The organism is Nocardioides sp. Bht2, from assembly GCF_047308515.1.
Lineage (GTDB): Bacteria > Actinomycetota > Actinomycetes > Propionibacteriales > Nocardioidaceae > Nocardioides.
This window is the reverse complement of sequence record NZ_JBLBWI010000004.1, coordinates 168,571-183,881: the sequence shown is the minus strand read 5'-3', so window position 1 is coordinate 183,881 and position 15,311 is coordinate 168,571. Positions and strand designations below refer to the sequence as shown.

The following is a 15,311-nucleotide window of genomic DNA, read 5'->3' as shown; positions in this document are numbered from 1 at the left end:
CACGAGCGTTGATGGGGGAACGGCGTTCGTCAGCGGCGCTTGCCGATCACGCCCCGAGGTAGGCCTTGCGGACGGCGTCCGAAGACCTGATCTCGTGGGAAGGGCCGGAGGCGACGACGGCGCCGTGCTCCAGTACGTGGGCCTCGGCCGCCAACTCCAGAGCGGCGTCGACCCGCTGCTCGATCAGCAGCACCCCGGCACCGGTCTGCTCGGTGATCATCGAGATCAACCGGAAGACCTCGTAGCTCAGCCGGGGGCTGAGGCCGAGCGACGGTTCGTCGAGCAGGAGGTACCGCGGCTGGGACGCCGCGGCCCGGGTCAGCGCCACCATCTGCTGCTCGCCGCCGGAGAGCAGGCCGGCCCGCTGTCCCCACCGCTCCCGGAGCACTGGGAAGCTGTCGAGCAGGCTCTCGACGACGTCGTCGCCCTTGCGCCTGCCGACCGCGTGGCGCCCCATCGCGATGTTCTCGGCAACCGTGAGCCCACCGAAGAGCCGCCGGCCTTCAGGGACGTGGATCAGGCCGAGGCGAGCGCGCTTCTCCGGTGCCAACCGGAGGATCGGCTTCCCGTCGAGTTCGATCGTTCCCGACGTCGCCCGCAGCAGGCCGCTCAGCGTGAGCGCCAGCGTCGACTTACCCGCGCCGTTGGCACCGACCACCGAGGCCACGGTGCCGGGGACGATCTCCATCGACACCTCCTGCAGGACGCGCAGGCGTCCATATCCGGAGACCAGGTTGTTGACGATGAGACTCATGAGTTGTGCGTCCTCTCCAGCTGGGAGTCGGAGTTCTCGGCGGCGACCGAGACGCCGAGGTAGGCCTCGATCACCTGCGGGTCGGCCAGCACGTCGGCCGGTGTGCCGTGGGCGAGAACCGAGCCGGTGTACATGCAGGTGACCTCGTCGGAGACCATCGTCACGAGCTCCATGTGGTGCTCCACGATGATCATCGCGAGGCCCCGTTCGCGGAGCCGGAGGATCAGATGTCCGAGTTCAGCGGTCTCTGCGGTGTTGAGACCGGCCGCGGGCTCGTCGAGGATCAGCAGGCTGGGCTCGCTGGCCAGGGCACGGGCGATCTCCAGGGCACGCTGCTTGCCGTAGGAGAGGCTGCCGGCTTCGATCTGCTCGAAGCCACGCAGTCCGACCAGCTCCATCAGCTCGGCGGTGCGGGCCCGCATCTCGTGATCGCGGCGGTACTCGGTGGGCAGCTTGAGCCACGCCTTCCAGAACGGCAGGGTGCCGGTGTGCGCGAACCCGGAGAGCACGTTCTCCTCCACGGTCTCGTGCCCGAAGAGCAACGGGGTCTGGAAGGTCCGGGCGATACCGGAACGGATGATCCGGTAGGTCGGCGCGGTGTCGATCCGCTGCCCACGCAGGGAGATCTCGCCGGCGTTGGGTGCGTAGACCCCGGTGATCAGGTTGGCCAGCGTGGTCTTACCGGCGCCGTTGGGGCCGATCAGCGCGTGCACCTGGCCGGCCCGGACGGTCAGGTCGACGCCGTCGACAGCGGTGAGTCCGCCGAACATCCGACGCACGCCACGGACCGTCAGCAGGGCCTCGGCGTCGGCATGAGCGCCCGATGCCACCGGGGCAGGGACTGCCTCCGTCGAGTCGGCCTCGGTCGCGGTTTCAGCGTCGGTGGCGGCGGAACCTGCCGCGTCGCCGTCGTCCGCCGCGGCCGGGCGGAACCGGTGCCACAGCGCCTGGGCGCCACCCACCAGACCCTGCGGCAGGATCGCCAGGGTGAGGATCAGCAACAGGCCGATCAGCCCGGGGGTGGAGAGGTACCAGCTCTCGCTGATGTTCTTCTGCGCGTCGACCAGCGGCACGAGCACGTCGGTCTGCTGGAGGAGGACGATCACGATCGAACCGACGATCGGGCCGAGCACGGTTCCCGCGCCGCCCAGCATCACGGCCAGGATGATGGTGATCGAGAGGTAGATGTTGAACGACTCGGGCTGCAGGTGGGCGAAGACCTGCACGTAGAAGACACCACCGACGGCGCCGTAGACCGAGGCCACCGCCATCGCTGCGACCTTGCGTGCATAGACATTGACGCCGAGGTGCGCGGCCAGGTGCTCACTGGTACCGATGGCACGCAGCGAACGGCCCCACGAGGACTGCGAGACGTTGCGGTAGCCGTAGAGGGCGACCACCAGGACGACCAGGATCGCCAGGATCACGTCGGCCGGGATGCCGGCGAAGAGCGGCGGGTCCAGCTCCATGCCGAAGACGTTGATTGGCTCCAGCAGGCCGGTGCCGTGGTCGAGGGTGTTCGGGTAGCCGGAGAGCCGACCGAGCGGCGCCCACTCGACGAGGATCCGTTCGACGAGGATCGTCACGACCAGCGTGATCATCGCGAACGACGGTCCGCGCAGACGCATCGATGCCATCGCCAGCAGTGCACCGATGAGACCGGCGATCACCAGTGCGGCCACCATGGCGAGCAGCGGATGCCAGCCGGCGTCCAGGGTCAGCCAGGCACTGGCGTAGGCGCCGATCGCGAAGAAGGCGCCCTGGCCGAGGGAGACCAGTCGGGCGTGGCCGACCAGGAAGTTGAGGCCGACCGCAGCGACCATGATCGCGCAGATGGAGCCAAGGATCTGGCTGTCGGCGAGGGTGACGCCGTCGCCGGACATCGCCGGACGCGAGGCCCAGAAGGCGATCAGGACGAGTGCCAGCACCCAAACGAGATCGCGTAGTACGGGGCGCTTTCGCACCGTCGCAGTAAGTTCGCTCAGACGCGCCATCACAGCTTCGCCTCCATCCGTCGACCCAGCAGGCCCTCAGGTCGGATGACCAGGACCACGATGACGAGGAGCAGGCCGATGACCTGACCCCAGAGCGCACCCACCTCGTAGGAACCGACCTGGACCACGACGGCGAAGAGCGCGCCGCCGACCAGGGGCCCCCAGAAGGAGGTGAGTCCGCCGATGACGCCGACCGCGAAGGCCGACACCAGGATGTGCACGCCGAGACCCGGCGTCGCGCCGACCTCGGCCGCCCACAGGATGCCGGCCAGTCCGGCGATCGCTGAGGCGAGTGCGTAGGCGATGGCGCCGACGCGGCGCGGTGAGACACCCATCAGCGAGACCGCCTGCGGGTCCTCCGCGGTGGCGCGCATCAGCACACCGGCCGAGGTGAAACGCGAACCCAGAACCAGGGCCACAGTGACCAGTACCGCGACCACGGCGATCCACAGCTGCTGCTTGTTGACCACGACACCGAAGAGCGATTCGGTGCCCTCGGCACGCGCGAAGCCGAGCCGCTGCGGGTTGGCTCCTTCAGCGTGGGTGAGCAGGTTGATCAGGACGTAGGAGAGACCCACCGTGCTGAGCAACCAGCGACTGTCGTGCTCGCTGCGGGCGAATGGAACCACCAGCAGTCGGTAGGCGACGGCGCCGACGATGCCGGCGGCGAGCACTCCGATCGCGACCTTGCCGGCGGTGGGGAGCCAGCTCCAGCTCCCCACCCCCAGTGCGACAAAGGCGCCGATAGCGAGGAATTCACCCGAGGCGAAGTTGATCGTCCGTGAGGTGACATAGGTAAGGACGAATCCTTGCGCCACCAGGGCGTACAGGCCTCCGAGGACCAGTCCGCTCACTATCGCGTCCATTGCTGCCTTCCTTGTTCTCTATCCGGTCCGTCGTGCGTCAGCAGTCGCCGGACAGGCACTGCTCGAGGTTGCCGCGCATCTCGAGGGCACCCTTGTCGTTGAATCCGAAGACGTTCCAGGCGGACGGGTCCTCGGCCTCGTACAGCTCGTGGTCTCCCTCGGCGAACGGCTTCTCGATGGTGTCGCTGCCGACGGAGACGGAGGCGACGTCCTCCATCGCCTTACGCACGGCGTCGTAGTCGCTGGCGTCGCCGGCCTCGGCGACAGCCTGGAGGTAGGCGTCGATCGCGGCCATCACGCTGTAGATGTTGGTGGGCAGGATCGGGTCGGCCTTGAACTTCGCCTTGTAGTCCTTGGCGATCGTGGCGAGGTTCTCACCGACGAGGTCGCGGGGGTCGACGAAGACCAGGTTCTCCCACTGGTTCGGGTCGGCCAGCTCGGCGAAGTCGGCCATGATCGTGGCGTTGGTGACGACGCGCTTCGGCTTGAGGCCCTGCTGCGCAATGGTCTTGGTGACGGTCGAGGTGTCGGCACCTGCGGTGATCGCAAGGAAGACCGAGTCCACGCCGGCGGCCTTGAGGCGGGAGATACCGGCGCTGAAGTCGGTGGCGCCGGGCTGGATCGCCTCGACTGCCGCGACCTTCTTGCCCAGACGCTTGGCCTCCGCCTTGACCGAGTCCACGCCGCTCTGACCGTAGGCGTCGGCCGAGTGGACGACACCGACGGTGGCGTCACCGGCGAAGAGCAGCGAGGCCACGACCTCGCTGAGGTCGGCCGAGTTGTAGTTGGTGCGGAAGAGCCAGTTCGGGGAGAGCGACTCGTCCATGATCTCGGGGGCGATCGCCGGGGTCAGCCACGGACGACCGGTGCGCTGGATGACGTCGGCGACCTGGAGCGCGTTACCGGAGAGCGGCGGACCGAGGATCGCGTCGACGTTCTCCTCGTTCAGCAGCTTCTGCACGGCGCGCGACGAGCCGTCGGGGGTGCCCTGGTCGTCGACCGGAACCAGCTTGACCTTGAGGTCGTACTTCTTGGCGAGCTGCTCGACAGCGAGCTCGGCCGGACGGATCAGGTCGGTGTAGTACTGGGGCGCCGCGCCGGTCTCGGGGCCTACGACGCCGATCCGGACGGTGCCGTCGGACGAGGCACCGTCGCTGCTGGAACCACCACAGGCCGACACGGCCACGACGGCGGTGGCCAGTGCTGCTGCAAGCGCAAGTTTCTTCATGCCGAACTCCTCATTCATCCACACCCCAAGCGAGCGTGATCGGCCTCACCCTAGGACGCCCGTCACAGAAAAACAATACCGAACGCTCGTTATGAATAAATAGTTGCAGACTGGGTATCGACGACGCCCCGACGGGGTGACGCGTGGCCAGCTCTGATCCGAGGGCCCACTGGGCGGACGTCGTGGGCCAAGGTGGCCCGCGATGCGCCGGATGCCACTAGAGTCGGCCCTGATCCAGACACAGGAGGACCCAAGGTGGCCAAGCAAGCTCGCGGAGGACGCACCGTGATCCTCAACGCCGCAACGACGCTGTTCTTCCGAGTCGGATACCACGGAGCCTCGATCCGAGACATCGCCCGAGAGGCCGACATCACCGTCGCCTCGATCTACTACCACTTCGGCTCGAAGCAGGAGATCCTGCAGGAGATCATGGTCGCCCTGCTCGCCGAAGTCATGCAGGAAACTCGCGCCGCGGTCCTTGCCGCAGGCGAGAAACCGGAAGATCAGCTCTGCGCGATCATGCGCGCCTGGGTCGCCTTCCACATCCGCGAGAAGGCCAAGGCGACCATAGGCGCGACCGAGATCCGGAGCCTGGACGACGACGGCCGCGCCAAGGTCGTCGCCCTGCGCGACGAGCAGGAGAATCTCTTCCGGGCGGTGATTCAGCACGGTGTTCAGCAGGGCCGATTCGCCACTCCGGACCCCATCGAGGCGGCTCGCGCCGTGGTCAGCCTGGGCCGCAACATCGTCAGCTGGTACCGCCCCGATGGACCGAAGACGCCGGCGCAGTTCGCCGACGACTACGCCCGGTTCGCCGTCGCCCTGGTCGAGTTCGTCGACCTCAACTGACTCCCCAGAACTCGCAGATCTGATCTGCCCAGGGTCTTCCATTTATAGCGAGCGTTATACATACTGGCCGTTATGAGCTTCATCGACGACCATGCTGCCCGGAGCCCGGAGAAGGCCGCGTACATCCTCGGTGACCAGGTGGTCACCTACCGCGAACTGACCGACACCTCGATCCAGATCGCGAACTTCATCCGCGCCCAGGGGGTCGGCCCGGGCGACGTCGTCGCACTGCTGCTCCCCAACGCCGTCGGCATGCTGGAAGCGGCCTGGGCCTGCCAGCGTTCCGGCCTGCGTTACACCGCGATCTCCGACCGGCTCACCGCTGCCGAGATCGCCTACATCCTGGCCGACAGCGGCGCCAAGCTACTGCTCACCGCCCAGCGCTACGACACCGTGGTGGGCGCGGCGCTGGCCGAGTCGACCTCCCCGATCCCGGCCTACGGCGTCGACGGTGCCGGCGACGCGATCGCCGACCTGCGCCCACTGATCGCCGCCCAGCCCACGGAGCCCACCGGCCCCGAGAGCGAGGGTGTCGACCTTCTCTACTCCTCCGGTACCACCGGTCGGCCGAAGGGTGTTGCCGCCCGCCTCGACAATCTGCCGCTGGGCACCGCGAGCGGCACCGCGCCGTTCCTCCAGGCCACCTGGAACTTCAACGCCGACAGCATCTACCTCTCCCCCGCACCGCTGTACCACGCAGCACCGATGCGTACCTCGATGACCGTTCAGCGATTCGGCGGCACCGTCGTGGTGATGGAGAAGTTCGATGCCGCCGAGGCTCTGCGGCTGATCGAGCACCACCGGGTCACGCACACCCAGATGGTGCCGACCATGTTCGTCCGGATGCTCAACCTGCCCGACGAGGAACGCACCAAGCGCGACGTCTCCACCCTGCAGGCAGTCATCCATGCCGCCGCTCCGTGTCCGCCCGCCGTGAAGCGGGCGATGATCGACTGGGTGGGCCCGATCGTGGACGAGTTCTACTCCTCCACGGAGGCGATCCTGATGACCTTGATCCGGTCCGAGGAAGCGCTGCGGAAGCCCGGCTCGGTGGGCCGCGCGATCCTCGGCACCCCGCACGTCCTCGACGAGGACGGCAACCCGCTTCCGGCGGGCGTCCCCGGCATCATCTGGTCCGAGGGTGGGCTCGACTTCGAGTACCTGAACTCGCCGGAGAAGACCGCCGGCTCCCGTAACGACCGCGGCTGGCGCACCGTCGGCGACATCGGCTATCTCGACGACGAGGGCTACCTCTTCCTCAGCGACCGTCGAGAGGACCTGATCCTGGTCGGCGGCGTCAACGTCTACCCGCAGGAGGCCGAGAACCTGCTCCTGGAGCACCCGCTGGTCCTCGACGCCGGCGTCTTCGGCGCCAACCACCCCGAGTACGGCCAGGAGGTGCGTGCCGTCGTCCAGCTCAAGCCCGACGTCGAGCCGACCGAGGCGCTCGCCGAGGAGCTGATCGCGTTCACCCGTGAACGGCTCGCCAAGATGAAGTGCCCCCGCGTGCTCGAGTTCGCCGACACCCTGCCACGCACCCCCACCGGCAAGCTCCTGCGCCGCGAGTTGCGCCGCGTCGCCGACGAGGCCTGACCGCTCAATGTGACCTCAGCGTCCGGTTACAGCCCTGAAAGCCGCGCTGAGGTCACATTGAGCTACTTCTCGTCGTCCGGGCGGTGGATCAGCGTGGTCGGCTCCGCTCGCTGGTCGGGTCGCACCGCGGACGGATCGACACCTCGAGCAGCAGAGCCGTAGGGCAGCCGGGAGGTCCCGAAGAACAGGGCACGCAGTAGTCGTCTCATCGGCGTCGTCTCGCCTTTCCCTTGGCTTCGGCCAGCCTACGCCGTGCGCCGACCTCACGCGCTCGATGTGACCTCAGCGTCCGTTCACGGAGCCGAAACCCGCGCTGAGCTCACAGCGAGCGGGCTTAGCTACCGAACCGTGCCCCTCAGCGCCGGGCCGCGGCTGCCCACCGCGCACCCCAGCCAGCCACGATCAGACCGAACGCCAGCAGCACTGCCGCGGTCGGGATGACGTGGTAGGCGTAGAGGCCCGCCACATCGCCGTCACTGCTGTCCGCACCATCGGCAGCGCCCTCCGGCCGCACCACCTCCGCGACGACGTTCATCAGCACCAGTACTGCGATGCCGGCTCCCACCAGGATCGACCAGCGCACGAGACTGCGCTCCATCACGTCACATCCTCCTGACCTTGCGTGGCTTGGATCATCGCAGCACGGGAGCCTCTGCGGAGCGAGAACACATTCTGCGGCGGAGAGCCGCCTGGTCCACTAGCGTGTGCCTCCCTCGGCCAAGGAGGCTGGATGATCGACGACGACGCGTCGCTCGCCGCCGAGCAGCGACGGATCGAGACCGTGCTCCGACGGATCTGCTACGCCCTTGCGCTGATCGGGCTGCCCTGGTTGGTGTTCATGCGCGTCGAAGGCACCTGCCCTGACGATGCCAGCGACTGCCACGTACTCATCCTCGAGGGCCTGTTCTGGGCGTTCATCACGTTCGTGGCGACAGCGGTCGTCTGCACGATCATCGCGATCCGCATCGACCTGAAGCGCCGATTCGGGGCGAAGCGACCGGGGTGAGCCCTGGTCTCGACAGGCTCGACCCAACGAAGCTGAAATGAGAGAACCCGCCTGGTCTCCCAGGCGGGTTCTCTGCTGGCGGTGCCGGAGGGATTTGAACCCTCGGTGGACTTGCACCCACAAACGCTTTCGAGGCGTTCTCCTTAGGCCGCTCGGACACGGCACCGCGGATGAATCTACCGGACGACGGCCTTCAGTTGAAATCCGGCCTCCGCTCAACCGGGGCGATCAGCGTTGGGTGGCGAAGAAGTCCAGGAGCATCGCGCTGGCCTCGGCCTCCAGCACGCCGCTGATCACCTCGGGGCGATGGTTCAGCCGTCGATCGCGGACGACGTCCCACAACGAACCGACGGCACCTGCCTTCTCGTCGAACGCGCCGAAGACCAGCCGGTCCACCCGGGAGAGCACGATCGCGCCGGCGCACATCGTGCACGGCTCCAGGGTGACCACCAGCGTGCAGCCAGAGAGCCGCCACTCGCCACGCGCCCGGGCGGCTTCGCGGAGCGCGACCACCTCGGCGTGACCGGTCGGGTCGGCCTCAGCCTCCCGGGTGTTGCGTCCCCGGCCGATCACCACGCCGTCGGCGTCCAGGACCACTGCCCCGATCGGCACGTCCCCGGTCGCTCGAGCCACCTCACCCTGGGCGAGGGCAAGCCGCATCGCCTCGTCGTACTCTCTGCTCATCAGGGGCTAGTCAACCCGACGGCGTCGTCGAAGGCTGCACCGAAGCCCAGCAGGGCCGCCACCTCGGAGAGGATCTCGTCGGCATACCGATCGTCGTCCAGTAGGGGCGCCAGCGTGTTGGCGTCGATACCCAGGTCGCTCAGCAAGGTCAGGTCGCCCGCCGGGGCTGCCTCGTCGTCATCCTCGGGGAACGGCAGTCCGAGCAGTTCCACCGCCGTCCGGGCGAGCTCCCACTCGTCGACGGTGGTGATGTCGGAGAGCAGCAGTCTGGTCTGTGCGGCGGAGGTCCGGACCACGAGGAAGGCGTCCTCGTCGAGGCCGATCAGGGCCAGGGCGCCGCCGTCCGCGGGGAAACGGTGCAGCCCGGCAGCGAGGTGCTCGATGTCGACCAGAGCGGACTCGCTGAGCGGCTCCACCTGCCACTCGCCGTCGCGGTGGAATGCGGCCAGCGCGAACTCGACACTGGTCAAGCCAACCATCACGCCTCCTGGACCCATGTGGACCTCCGGACCAGACTGACAGAGGTTGGTGGCAGTTCCAACCCCTTCCTGGGCTAGGTTCTTAGGCATGCGCACCCACGTCGTTGACCACCCGCTGGTGGCCCACAAGCTCACCACGCTCCGCGACAAGACCACCGACAGCCCGACCTTCCGCCGTCTGACCGACGAGCTGGTCACGCTGCTGGCCTACGAAGCCACCCGCGATGTCCGGGTCGAGCCCGTCTCGATCGAGACCCCGGTCTCCCCGACCAGCGGTATCAAGCTGGCCTCGCCCAAACCGCTCGTCGTCCCGATCCTGCGTGCCGGTCTGGGCATGCTCGACGGCATGGTCCGGCTGCTGCCGACGGCCGAGGTGGGCTTCCTCGGGATGATCCGCAACGAGGAGACCCTCGAGGCCTCCACCTACGCCGAGCGTCTGCCCGACGACCTCTCGGGCCGCCAGTGCTATGTGCTGGACCCGATGCTGGCCACCGGCGGCACCCTGGCCGCCGCGATCCGGTTCCTGGTCGACCGCGGCGCCGACCACATCACCGCGATCTGCCTACTGGTCGCTCCCGAAGGCGTGGCCCGCCTCGAGGAGGAGCTGGCCGACATCGACGTCCCGGTCACCATCGTCACCGCCGCACTCGACGAGAAGCTGAACGAGCTCGGCTACATCGTGCCCGGTCTCGGTGACGCCGGTGACCGCCTGTACGGCGTCGCCCACTAACCCCGAGAGCGCACAGATAACCCCCGAGGGCGCACAAATGGCAGACGAGGTTGCGACCTCGAATGCTATTTGTGCGCCCTCGGCGATTTGTTAGGAGCCGGCGAGCGGAGCGACGGGCTCAGACTGCAGCACCCGGAACGTGTAGGCCGTCCCGACCACGGTGATGGGGTAGACCACCACGATGCCGATGCAGCAGGCGAGCAGTCCGACGAAGGCCACGCAGACGGCGAGGACCGCGAAGAGCAGCACCGCACCGAAGTTCGACGCCGTCAGCGAGAAGCTCGACTTGATCGCGGTGATCGCGTCCTGGTCCTTGCCGACGATGAAGTACGTCGTGAAGTAGCTCAGGAACATCACCGCCAACCCGGGCAGCACGCAGAGCATCAGACCGACCGCGGTCAGCGCACCCAGCACCAGCGAGGCGATGATCAGCTGCCCGAAGTTGATCCGGTCGAACATCGTCGACAGCGACGGCTGGCGACCCTCGACGACGTCGAACGCCATCCGGATCGCCCCCGCCGACAGGATCATCGTCAGCACCGTGGCGACGATGTTCCAGACCAGCGCCATCGGGTTGAAGTCGAAGTTGAACGTCCCGCCACCCGCGGTGCCGCTGGCCTCGAAGAGCGAGCCACCGCTGATCGCGCTTCCGACCCCCTGGACGATGCTCGGAAGCACCAGCGCCAAGATGCCCGCGACGATCAACGGTCCGGTGTAGGTGGTGAACGCCTTCCACCCGTACTTGATCGCGTCCGTCGCGTTGTAGCTCGCCGGGCCCGGCGGTCCGCCGTGGGGCGGTTGACCCCATCCGGGCGGCGGGGGCGGACCCCAACCGGGCGGACCGGGCGGGGGCGGCGGAGGCGCACCCCAGTTCGGCGGGGGCGGCGGAGTTCCCCGCTCAATGTGACCTAGGCGCGCAAATTCGTGTCGAAAGTGCGCGCTGAGGTCACATTGAGATGAGGGACAGCAGTTGAGTAGCGCGGGTCAGCACCACATAGAGCGTGGCCCGGCCGGTCAGCGACTCGTCCTCGATCTCCTGCGGCCCGACGACGACGATGCCGTCGAACTCCAGGCCCTTGGTGTCGAGACCGGTCAACACCACGATCCGGTCGTCACCGCTCGGCACATCGCCAGGGTTCGCGGCACCCCGCGCCTCATCGGCGAACTCCGGCCACGAGGCCAACCATCCGTTCACCTCGGCGCGGCGCGACACCGGCACCACGATGCCGACGGTCCCGCCGACCTCACCGGCCAGACGCTGGACCTCGGCGCGGACCGCCGCCTCGATGTCGGGGACGGAGCTCTGCACCACCGGCTCGACGCCCGTGGAACGGACCGCCGTCGGCAGGTCCGCGTCCAACCCGACCCGCTGGGCGTAGGCGGCCGCGTAGGCGTAGATCTCCGAAGAGTTGCGGTAGTTCGTGGAGAGGTGGAAGGCGTGGATCTCCTTGCCTGCCAAGGCTTTCGCCTTCGCAGCCTCCGCCTCCTCGGCGACCGGCCACGACGACTGAGCAGGGTCGCCGACGATCGTCCATGACGCCGTCCGACCACGCCGGCCGACCATCCGCCACTGCATCGGGGTGAGATCCTGGGCCTCGTCGATCAGGACGTGCGCGAACGGGTCGTCCTCGATCCGGTTGGTCGGCGGACGCCAGCCCGGACCGCTGGCGAACTCACGGTCGGAGGCCGTGGTCAGCTCCTGGATGTTGCCACCCACATGGTCGGAGTACTCGTCGCCCTCGGCCGCGTTCTTCTCCGGCAGATCGCCCAGCGCGTAACGCGCCTCGTCGAGCAGCGGGATGTCCTCGATCGAGAGACCGTCGTGCTCCCAGCTCTTGTGCAGCAGCGCCTGCTCCTGCTGGTCGATGACGCCGTCGCCGACCCGCGCCAGGAAGTCGGCGTCCCGCAGCCACGCCATCACCTGGTTCGCCTCCAGCGGCGGCCACCAACGCAGCGCGAACTCCACGAAGGTGTCGTCGCCGAGCAGGTCCGCGGTGAACTCCTCCTTGCCCCGCTCACGACCACGCTCGCTGCGCACCTGGCGCCAGAGCGCATCGATCAGGGTCGAGGCCACCCGCGGGATCTGCTTGTTCCGCTTGCCCTGCGAGAGCAACTGGCGACGCAACCGACCGAGCAACTGCCGGTCGAGGCGAAGCACGTCGTCGCGGTAGAACATCTGGAACTCGCGCGGCGCACCGGGGACGGCCTGGCGCGCAGCCCGACGGACCACCTCCGCCATCCGAGCAGCACCCTTGACGTCGGCCACCCGCGGCTCGTCGTGCCGGGTCGCGCGGACGCCGTCCACCACCTCGCCGAGCGAACGCAACGCCACCGCGGTCTCGCCGAGGCTGGGCAGGACCCGCTCGATGTAACGCATGAAGACGCCGGAGGGACCGACGATCAACACGCCGCCGCTCTCGTAGCGTCGGCGGTCGGTGTAGAGCAGGTAGGCGGCGCGGTGCAGCGCCACCACCGTCTTGCCGGTACCGGGACCACCGGAGATGTTGACCACCCCACGCGAAGGGGCTCGGATCGCCTGGTCCTGTTCGGCCTGGATGGTGGCCACGATCGAGTGCATCGACCGGTCCCGAGCCCGGGAGAGCTGGGCCATCAAGGCACCCTCGCCGACGATCGGCAGATCGCCGGCGTTGTCGGCCTCGGGGTCGAGCAGTTCGTCCTCGACGCCGATCACGGTGCGGGCCGCGGCCCGAAGCACCCGGCGCCGGACCACGTTGTGCGGCGTCGCGGCGGTGGCTTGGTAGAAGACCGCGGCGGCCGGGGCGCGCCAGTCGATCAGCAGCGAGTCCCGGTTGTCGTCGCGCAGACCGATCCGGCCGATGTAGCGCGGCTCGGGGTCGACGTCACTGCGCAGGTCGAGGCGGCCGAAGACCAGACCCTCGTGGGCGGCGTCGAGCTGGGCGATCCGCTTCGCGGCCTGGAAGACCATCGCGTCCCGCTCCACCAGTCCACCTTCGTGACCGAGCTGGCCCCGCTCGTGGCCCTCCCGGGCGAGCTCGCGGGCGTTGCGGGTGGAGGAGTCGAGTTGGGTATAGACGCGGTCCACGAAGCTCTGCTCGGCAGCGATCTCACGCTGCGCTACGGCGTCGGCATCGGTGGTGGCGTTGGGCTCGACCTCGGGCACTGCAGGTCCTCATCTCCAGGTGGCAGGAAGAGTCAACATTACCGATCGCCACCCACCGGTGCGCGCCAACGCTCGCGATTCAGACCCGGGTCGGCAACCGGTCGTCACGCTCGGCCATCCAGAAGGCGGCCAACCCGCCACCGATCGCCCCGAAGAGGTGCCCCTGCCAAGAGACTCCGGGCGTGCCGGGCAGGACACCCCAGAGCAGGCTGCCGTAGACCGCGATCACGACCAGGCCGACCAGGATCTGGCCGACCTTCCGGTTCAGGAAGCCGCGCAGCACCAGGAAGACCAGCCAGCCGAAGACCAGGACCGAGGCACCCAGGTGCAACGTATGGGCCCCGCCGGTGAGCCAGGTCCCGACGCCGCCGACGATCCAGATGATCGCCGTCGACCGTGCCCAGACGGTGATGCCGGAGAGCAGGATCAGGAATCCCAACACCAACAGCGGCAGGGTGTTGGCGGCCAGATGGCCCCATCCGCTGTGCAGCAGCGGCGCGAAGAGGATGCCCCAGAGACCATCGGCTTCGCGCGGCTCGATGCCGAGGCCGTCGAGCCGGTTGTTGACGATCTGGTCGACGACCTCCAGCAGCCAGAGCACACCGACGAAGGTGCCGATCACCGTTGCGGCGTCGGCCCACCGCGAGCTCTCTTCAGGCGCGGCACTCGGCTCGGGGAACGACATGCACTCAGCCTACGTGCGCGAATCCATCACTCGGCCGACTCAGACCCGTCGTCGTCCCCCGAGACCAGCCACGCGCCGTCCACCTTCTGCAAGAAGTAGGTACTGTCCTCGTCCTGGAAAGCGGTGAGCTGCACGGTCGCCATCGCGGAGTCGCCGTCGACCACCGCGTTGAGGCCTTCATAGCGCCACAGCGCCTTGCCGTCCTCCGCGTCGCTGAACGCCTTCACCATGTCGACGCTGGCGGCCAACGTCTCCTCGCAGGTGGTGGTCTTCTCATCCATCAAGGAGTTCCACTCCTCGATGGTGCCCGCGCGGTACTCATCGGTGAGTTGCTTGCAGGCCAACGCATAGTCGGCGTCGGCGAGGGCGTCGAAGTACGCCGCCATCGTGGCCTTCGGGCTGCTCTCGGCCTTCTGGCCGCCGCCGTCCTCGCCGCCGCAACCGAGCAGCAGGGCGGCCGGAAGCAGGAGCGCAGCAGTCATCCGCCCGTTGGCACGCAACGGGTTCCTCGTCATCGCACGCAACGCGGGACCTACTTCTTCCTGCTCAAGAACGCCGTCATCGCCTCGCGGGCCTCATCGGAGCCGAAGAGCCGCGCCGACAGCTTGGCCAGATCCGCGCCGTTCTCGTCGATGTTGCGCAACAGGTGACGCCCCAACAGCAGCTTCGTCTCGCGCAGCCCTTGGGGCGCACCGGTGGCCAGCGCCGCGCAGACGGCGTCGATCTCGGCGTCCAACTCCGCCTCCGGAACCGCCTTGGTGACCAGGCCCATCTCGGCGGCTGCCGTGCCGTTGAAGGTCTCGCCGGTCAGGAAGGTGAGCGCTGCGGCGCGGTCGGTCATCCGGGGCAGGACCGTCAGCGAGATCGCGGCCGGGGTAAGGCCCAGCTTGACCTCGGTGAAGGCGTAGGAGGCGTCGTCCGCGCTGATCGCGACGTCCGAAGCGGCCACGATGCCGATCCCTCCCGCCCGCACCGCGCCGTGCAGCCGGGTGACCACCGGCTTCGGGCAGGTGACGATCCTGCGCTGCAGGTCGACGATGCCGAGCGCTCCTTCCTCCATCCCGCCGGACGACGCCTCGGAGAGGTCGGCGCCGGAGCAGAAGACGCGGCCCTCGGCCCGGATCACGATCACCCGGACCGCGGCGTCGGCCTCGGCGGCGTCCAGCGCACTGTAGAGCTCGCTCACCAACTGCCGCGAGAGAGCGTTGCGGTTGTGCGGCGAGTCGAAGGTGATCGTCGCGACGGCGTCGACGGAGTGGAGATGGACGAGCGGAGCCTCAGTCATGGGCGCCATCCTGCCA

The 15,311-nt window shown here is 68.2% G+C and carries 17 protein-coding genes and 1 tRNA gene; 4 read left to right on the top strand and 14 right to left on the bottom strand.

Features of this window, described 5'->3' with window-relative positions; all coding sequences use genetic code 11:
• Positions 1–46: 46 nt before the first annotated feature.
• From ACLM5J_RS08605 to ACLM5J_RS08590, 4 genes are all read right to left on the bottom strand, one after another.
• Positions 47–754: an ABC transporter ATP-binding protein gene (locus tag ACLM5J_RS08605; protein WP_413655884.1), complete on the bottom strand. Its 708-nt coding sequence runs from the start codon at positions 752–754 to the stop codon at positions 47–49.
• A complete protein-coding gene (locus ACLM5J_RS08600; protein ID WP_413655883.1) occupies positions 751–2,682 on the bottom strand; it encodes an ABC transporter permease subunit in 1,932 nt (643 codons plus the stop codon). The genes ACLM5J_RS08605 and ACLM5J_RS08600 overlap by 4 nt, the downstream gene beginning before the upstream one ends.
• Before the next feature lie 65 nt (positions 2,683–2,747).
• Positions 2,748–3,614 carry a branched-chain amino acid ABC transporter permease gene (locus ACLM5J_RS08595; RefSeq protein ID WP_413655882.1) on the bottom strand — a complete coding sequence of 289 codons (867 nt, stop codon included), beginning with the start codon at positions 3,612–3,614 and terminating at the stop codon, positions 2,748–2,750.
• A gap of 37 nt (positions 3,615–3,651) precedes the next feature.
• Positions 3,652–4,842, bottom strand: coding sequence for an ABC transporter substrate-binding protein (locus ACLM5J_RS08590; protein WP_413655881.1), 1,191 nt, complete (start codon positions 4,840–4,842; stop codon positions 3,652–3,654).
• Positions 4,843–5,097: 255 nt separating this feature from the next.
• Here ACLM5J_RS08590 and ACLM5J_RS08585 point away from each other — a divergent pair, with 255 nt between their 5' ends.
• The gene (locus tag ACLM5J_RS08585; RefSeq protein ID WP_413655880.1) at positions 5,098–5,691 is read left to right on the top strand and encodes a TetR/AcrR family transcriptional regulator; all 594 of its coding nucleotides are present in this window, start codon (positions 5,098–5,100) and stop codon (positions 5,689–5,691) included.
• Between the two features lie 72 nt (positions 5,692–5,763).
• Complete coding sequence (locus tag ACLM5J_RS08580; RefSeq protein WP_413655878.1) at positions 5,764–7,284, top strand: AMP-binding protein; 1,521 nt, start codon at positions 5,764–5,766, stop codon at positions 7,282–7,284.
• A gap of 62 nt (positions 7,285–7,346) precedes the next feature.
• Here the strand turns inward: ACLM5J_RS08580 and ACLM5J_RS08575 are convergent, their stop codons facing one another.
• Positions 7,347–7,493, bottom strand: a complete 147-nt coding sequence (locus ACLM5J_RS08575) for a hypothetical protein (RefSeq protein ID WP_413655877.1) — start codon at positions 7,491–7,493, stop codon at positions 7,347–7,349.
• A gap of 146 nt (positions 7,494–7,639) precedes the next feature.
• A complete protein-coding gene (locus ACLM5J_RS08570; protein WP_413655875.1) occupies positions 7,640–7,882 on the bottom strand; it encodes a hypothetical protein in 243 nt (80 codons plus the stop codon).
• Between the two features lie 132 nt (positions 7,883–8,014).
• On the opposite strand from ACLM5J_RS08570, the gene ACLM5J_RS08565 reads away from it, so the two are divergent.
• On the top strand, positions 8,015–8,290 hold the full coding sequence (locus ACLM5J_RS08565) for a hypothetical protein (RefSeq protein WP_413655874.1): 276 nt from the start codon (positions 8,015–8,017) through the stop codon (positions 8,288–8,290).
• 76 nt (positions 8,291–8,366) lie between these two features.
• Here the strand turns inward: ACLM5J_RS08565 and ACLM5J_RS08560 are convergent.
• The 3 genes from ACLM5J_RS08560 to ACLM5J_RS08550 form a co-directional block, all read right to left on the bottom strand.
• Positions 8,367–8,456, bottom strand: a tRNA-Ser gene (locus tag ACLM5J_RS08560).
• Between the two features lie 62 nt (positions 8,457–8,518).
• Positions 8,519–8,950, bottom strand: coding sequence for a nucleoside deaminase (locus ACLM5J_RS08555; RefSeq protein ID WP_413655974.1), 432 nt, complete (start codon positions 8,948–8,950; stop codon positions 8,519–8,521).
• A gap of 23 nt (positions 8,951–8,973) precedes the next feature.
• Positions 8,974–9,453, bottom strand: a complete 480-nt coding sequence (locus tag ACLM5J_RS08550) for a tRNA adenosine deaminase-associated protein (protein WP_413655872.1) — start codon at positions 9,451–9,453, stop codon at positions 8,974–8,976.
• Between the two features lie 88 nt (positions 9,454–9,541).
• On the opposite strand from ACLM5J_RS08550, the gene upp reads away from it, so the two are divergent.
• Positions 9,542–10,183 (top strand): uracil phosphoribosyltransferase, encoded by a 642-nt coding sequence (gene upp / locus ACLM5J_RS08545; protein WP_413655871.1) that lies wholly within the window; start codon positions 9,542–9,544, stop codon positions 10,181–10,183.
• Between the two features lie 90 nt (positions 10,184–10,273).
• Here upp and ACLM5J_RS08540 read toward each other — a convergent pair whose 3' ends face one another.
• The 5 genes from ACLM5J_RS08540 to ACLM5J_RS08520 all read right to left on the bottom strand — a co-directional run bounded on the left by ACLM5J_RS08540 (position 10,274) and on the right by ACLM5J_RS08520 (position 15,295).
• Complete coding sequence (locus tag ACLM5J_RS08540; RefSeq protein ID WP_413655869.1) at positions 10,274–10,888, bottom strand: hypothetical protein; 615 nt, start codon at positions 10,886–10,888, stop codon at positions 10,274–10,276.
• Between the two features lie 241 nt (positions 10,889–11,129).
• Positions 11,130–13,325, bottom strand: a complete 2,196-nt coding sequence (locus ACLM5J_RS08535; RefSeq protein WP_413655868.1) for a HelD family protein — start codon at positions 13,323–13,325, stop codon at positions 11,130–11,132.
• Between the two features lie 79 nt (positions 13,326–13,404).
• On the bottom strand, positions 13,405–14,010 hold the full coding sequence (locus ACLM5J_RS08530; protein WP_413655866.1) for a rhomboid family intramembrane serine protease: 606 nt from the start codon (positions 14,008–14,010) through the stop codon (positions 13,405–13,407).
• 26 nt (positions 14,011–14,036) lie between these two features.
• Entirely contained in the window at positions 14,037–14,492 is a 456-nt protein-coding gene (locus ACLM5J_RS08525) for a hypothetical protein (RefSeq protein WP_413655864.1), read from the bottom strand.
• A 50-nt stretch (positions 14,493–14,542) separates the two neighbouring features.
• Positions 14,543–15,295 (bottom strand): enoyl-CoA hydratase-related protein, encoded by a 753-nt coding sequence (locus ACLM5J_RS08520; protein WP_413655862.1) that lies wholly within the window; start codon positions 15,293–15,295, stop codon positions 14,543–14,545.
• Positions 15,296–15,311: the final 16 nt, after the last annotated feature.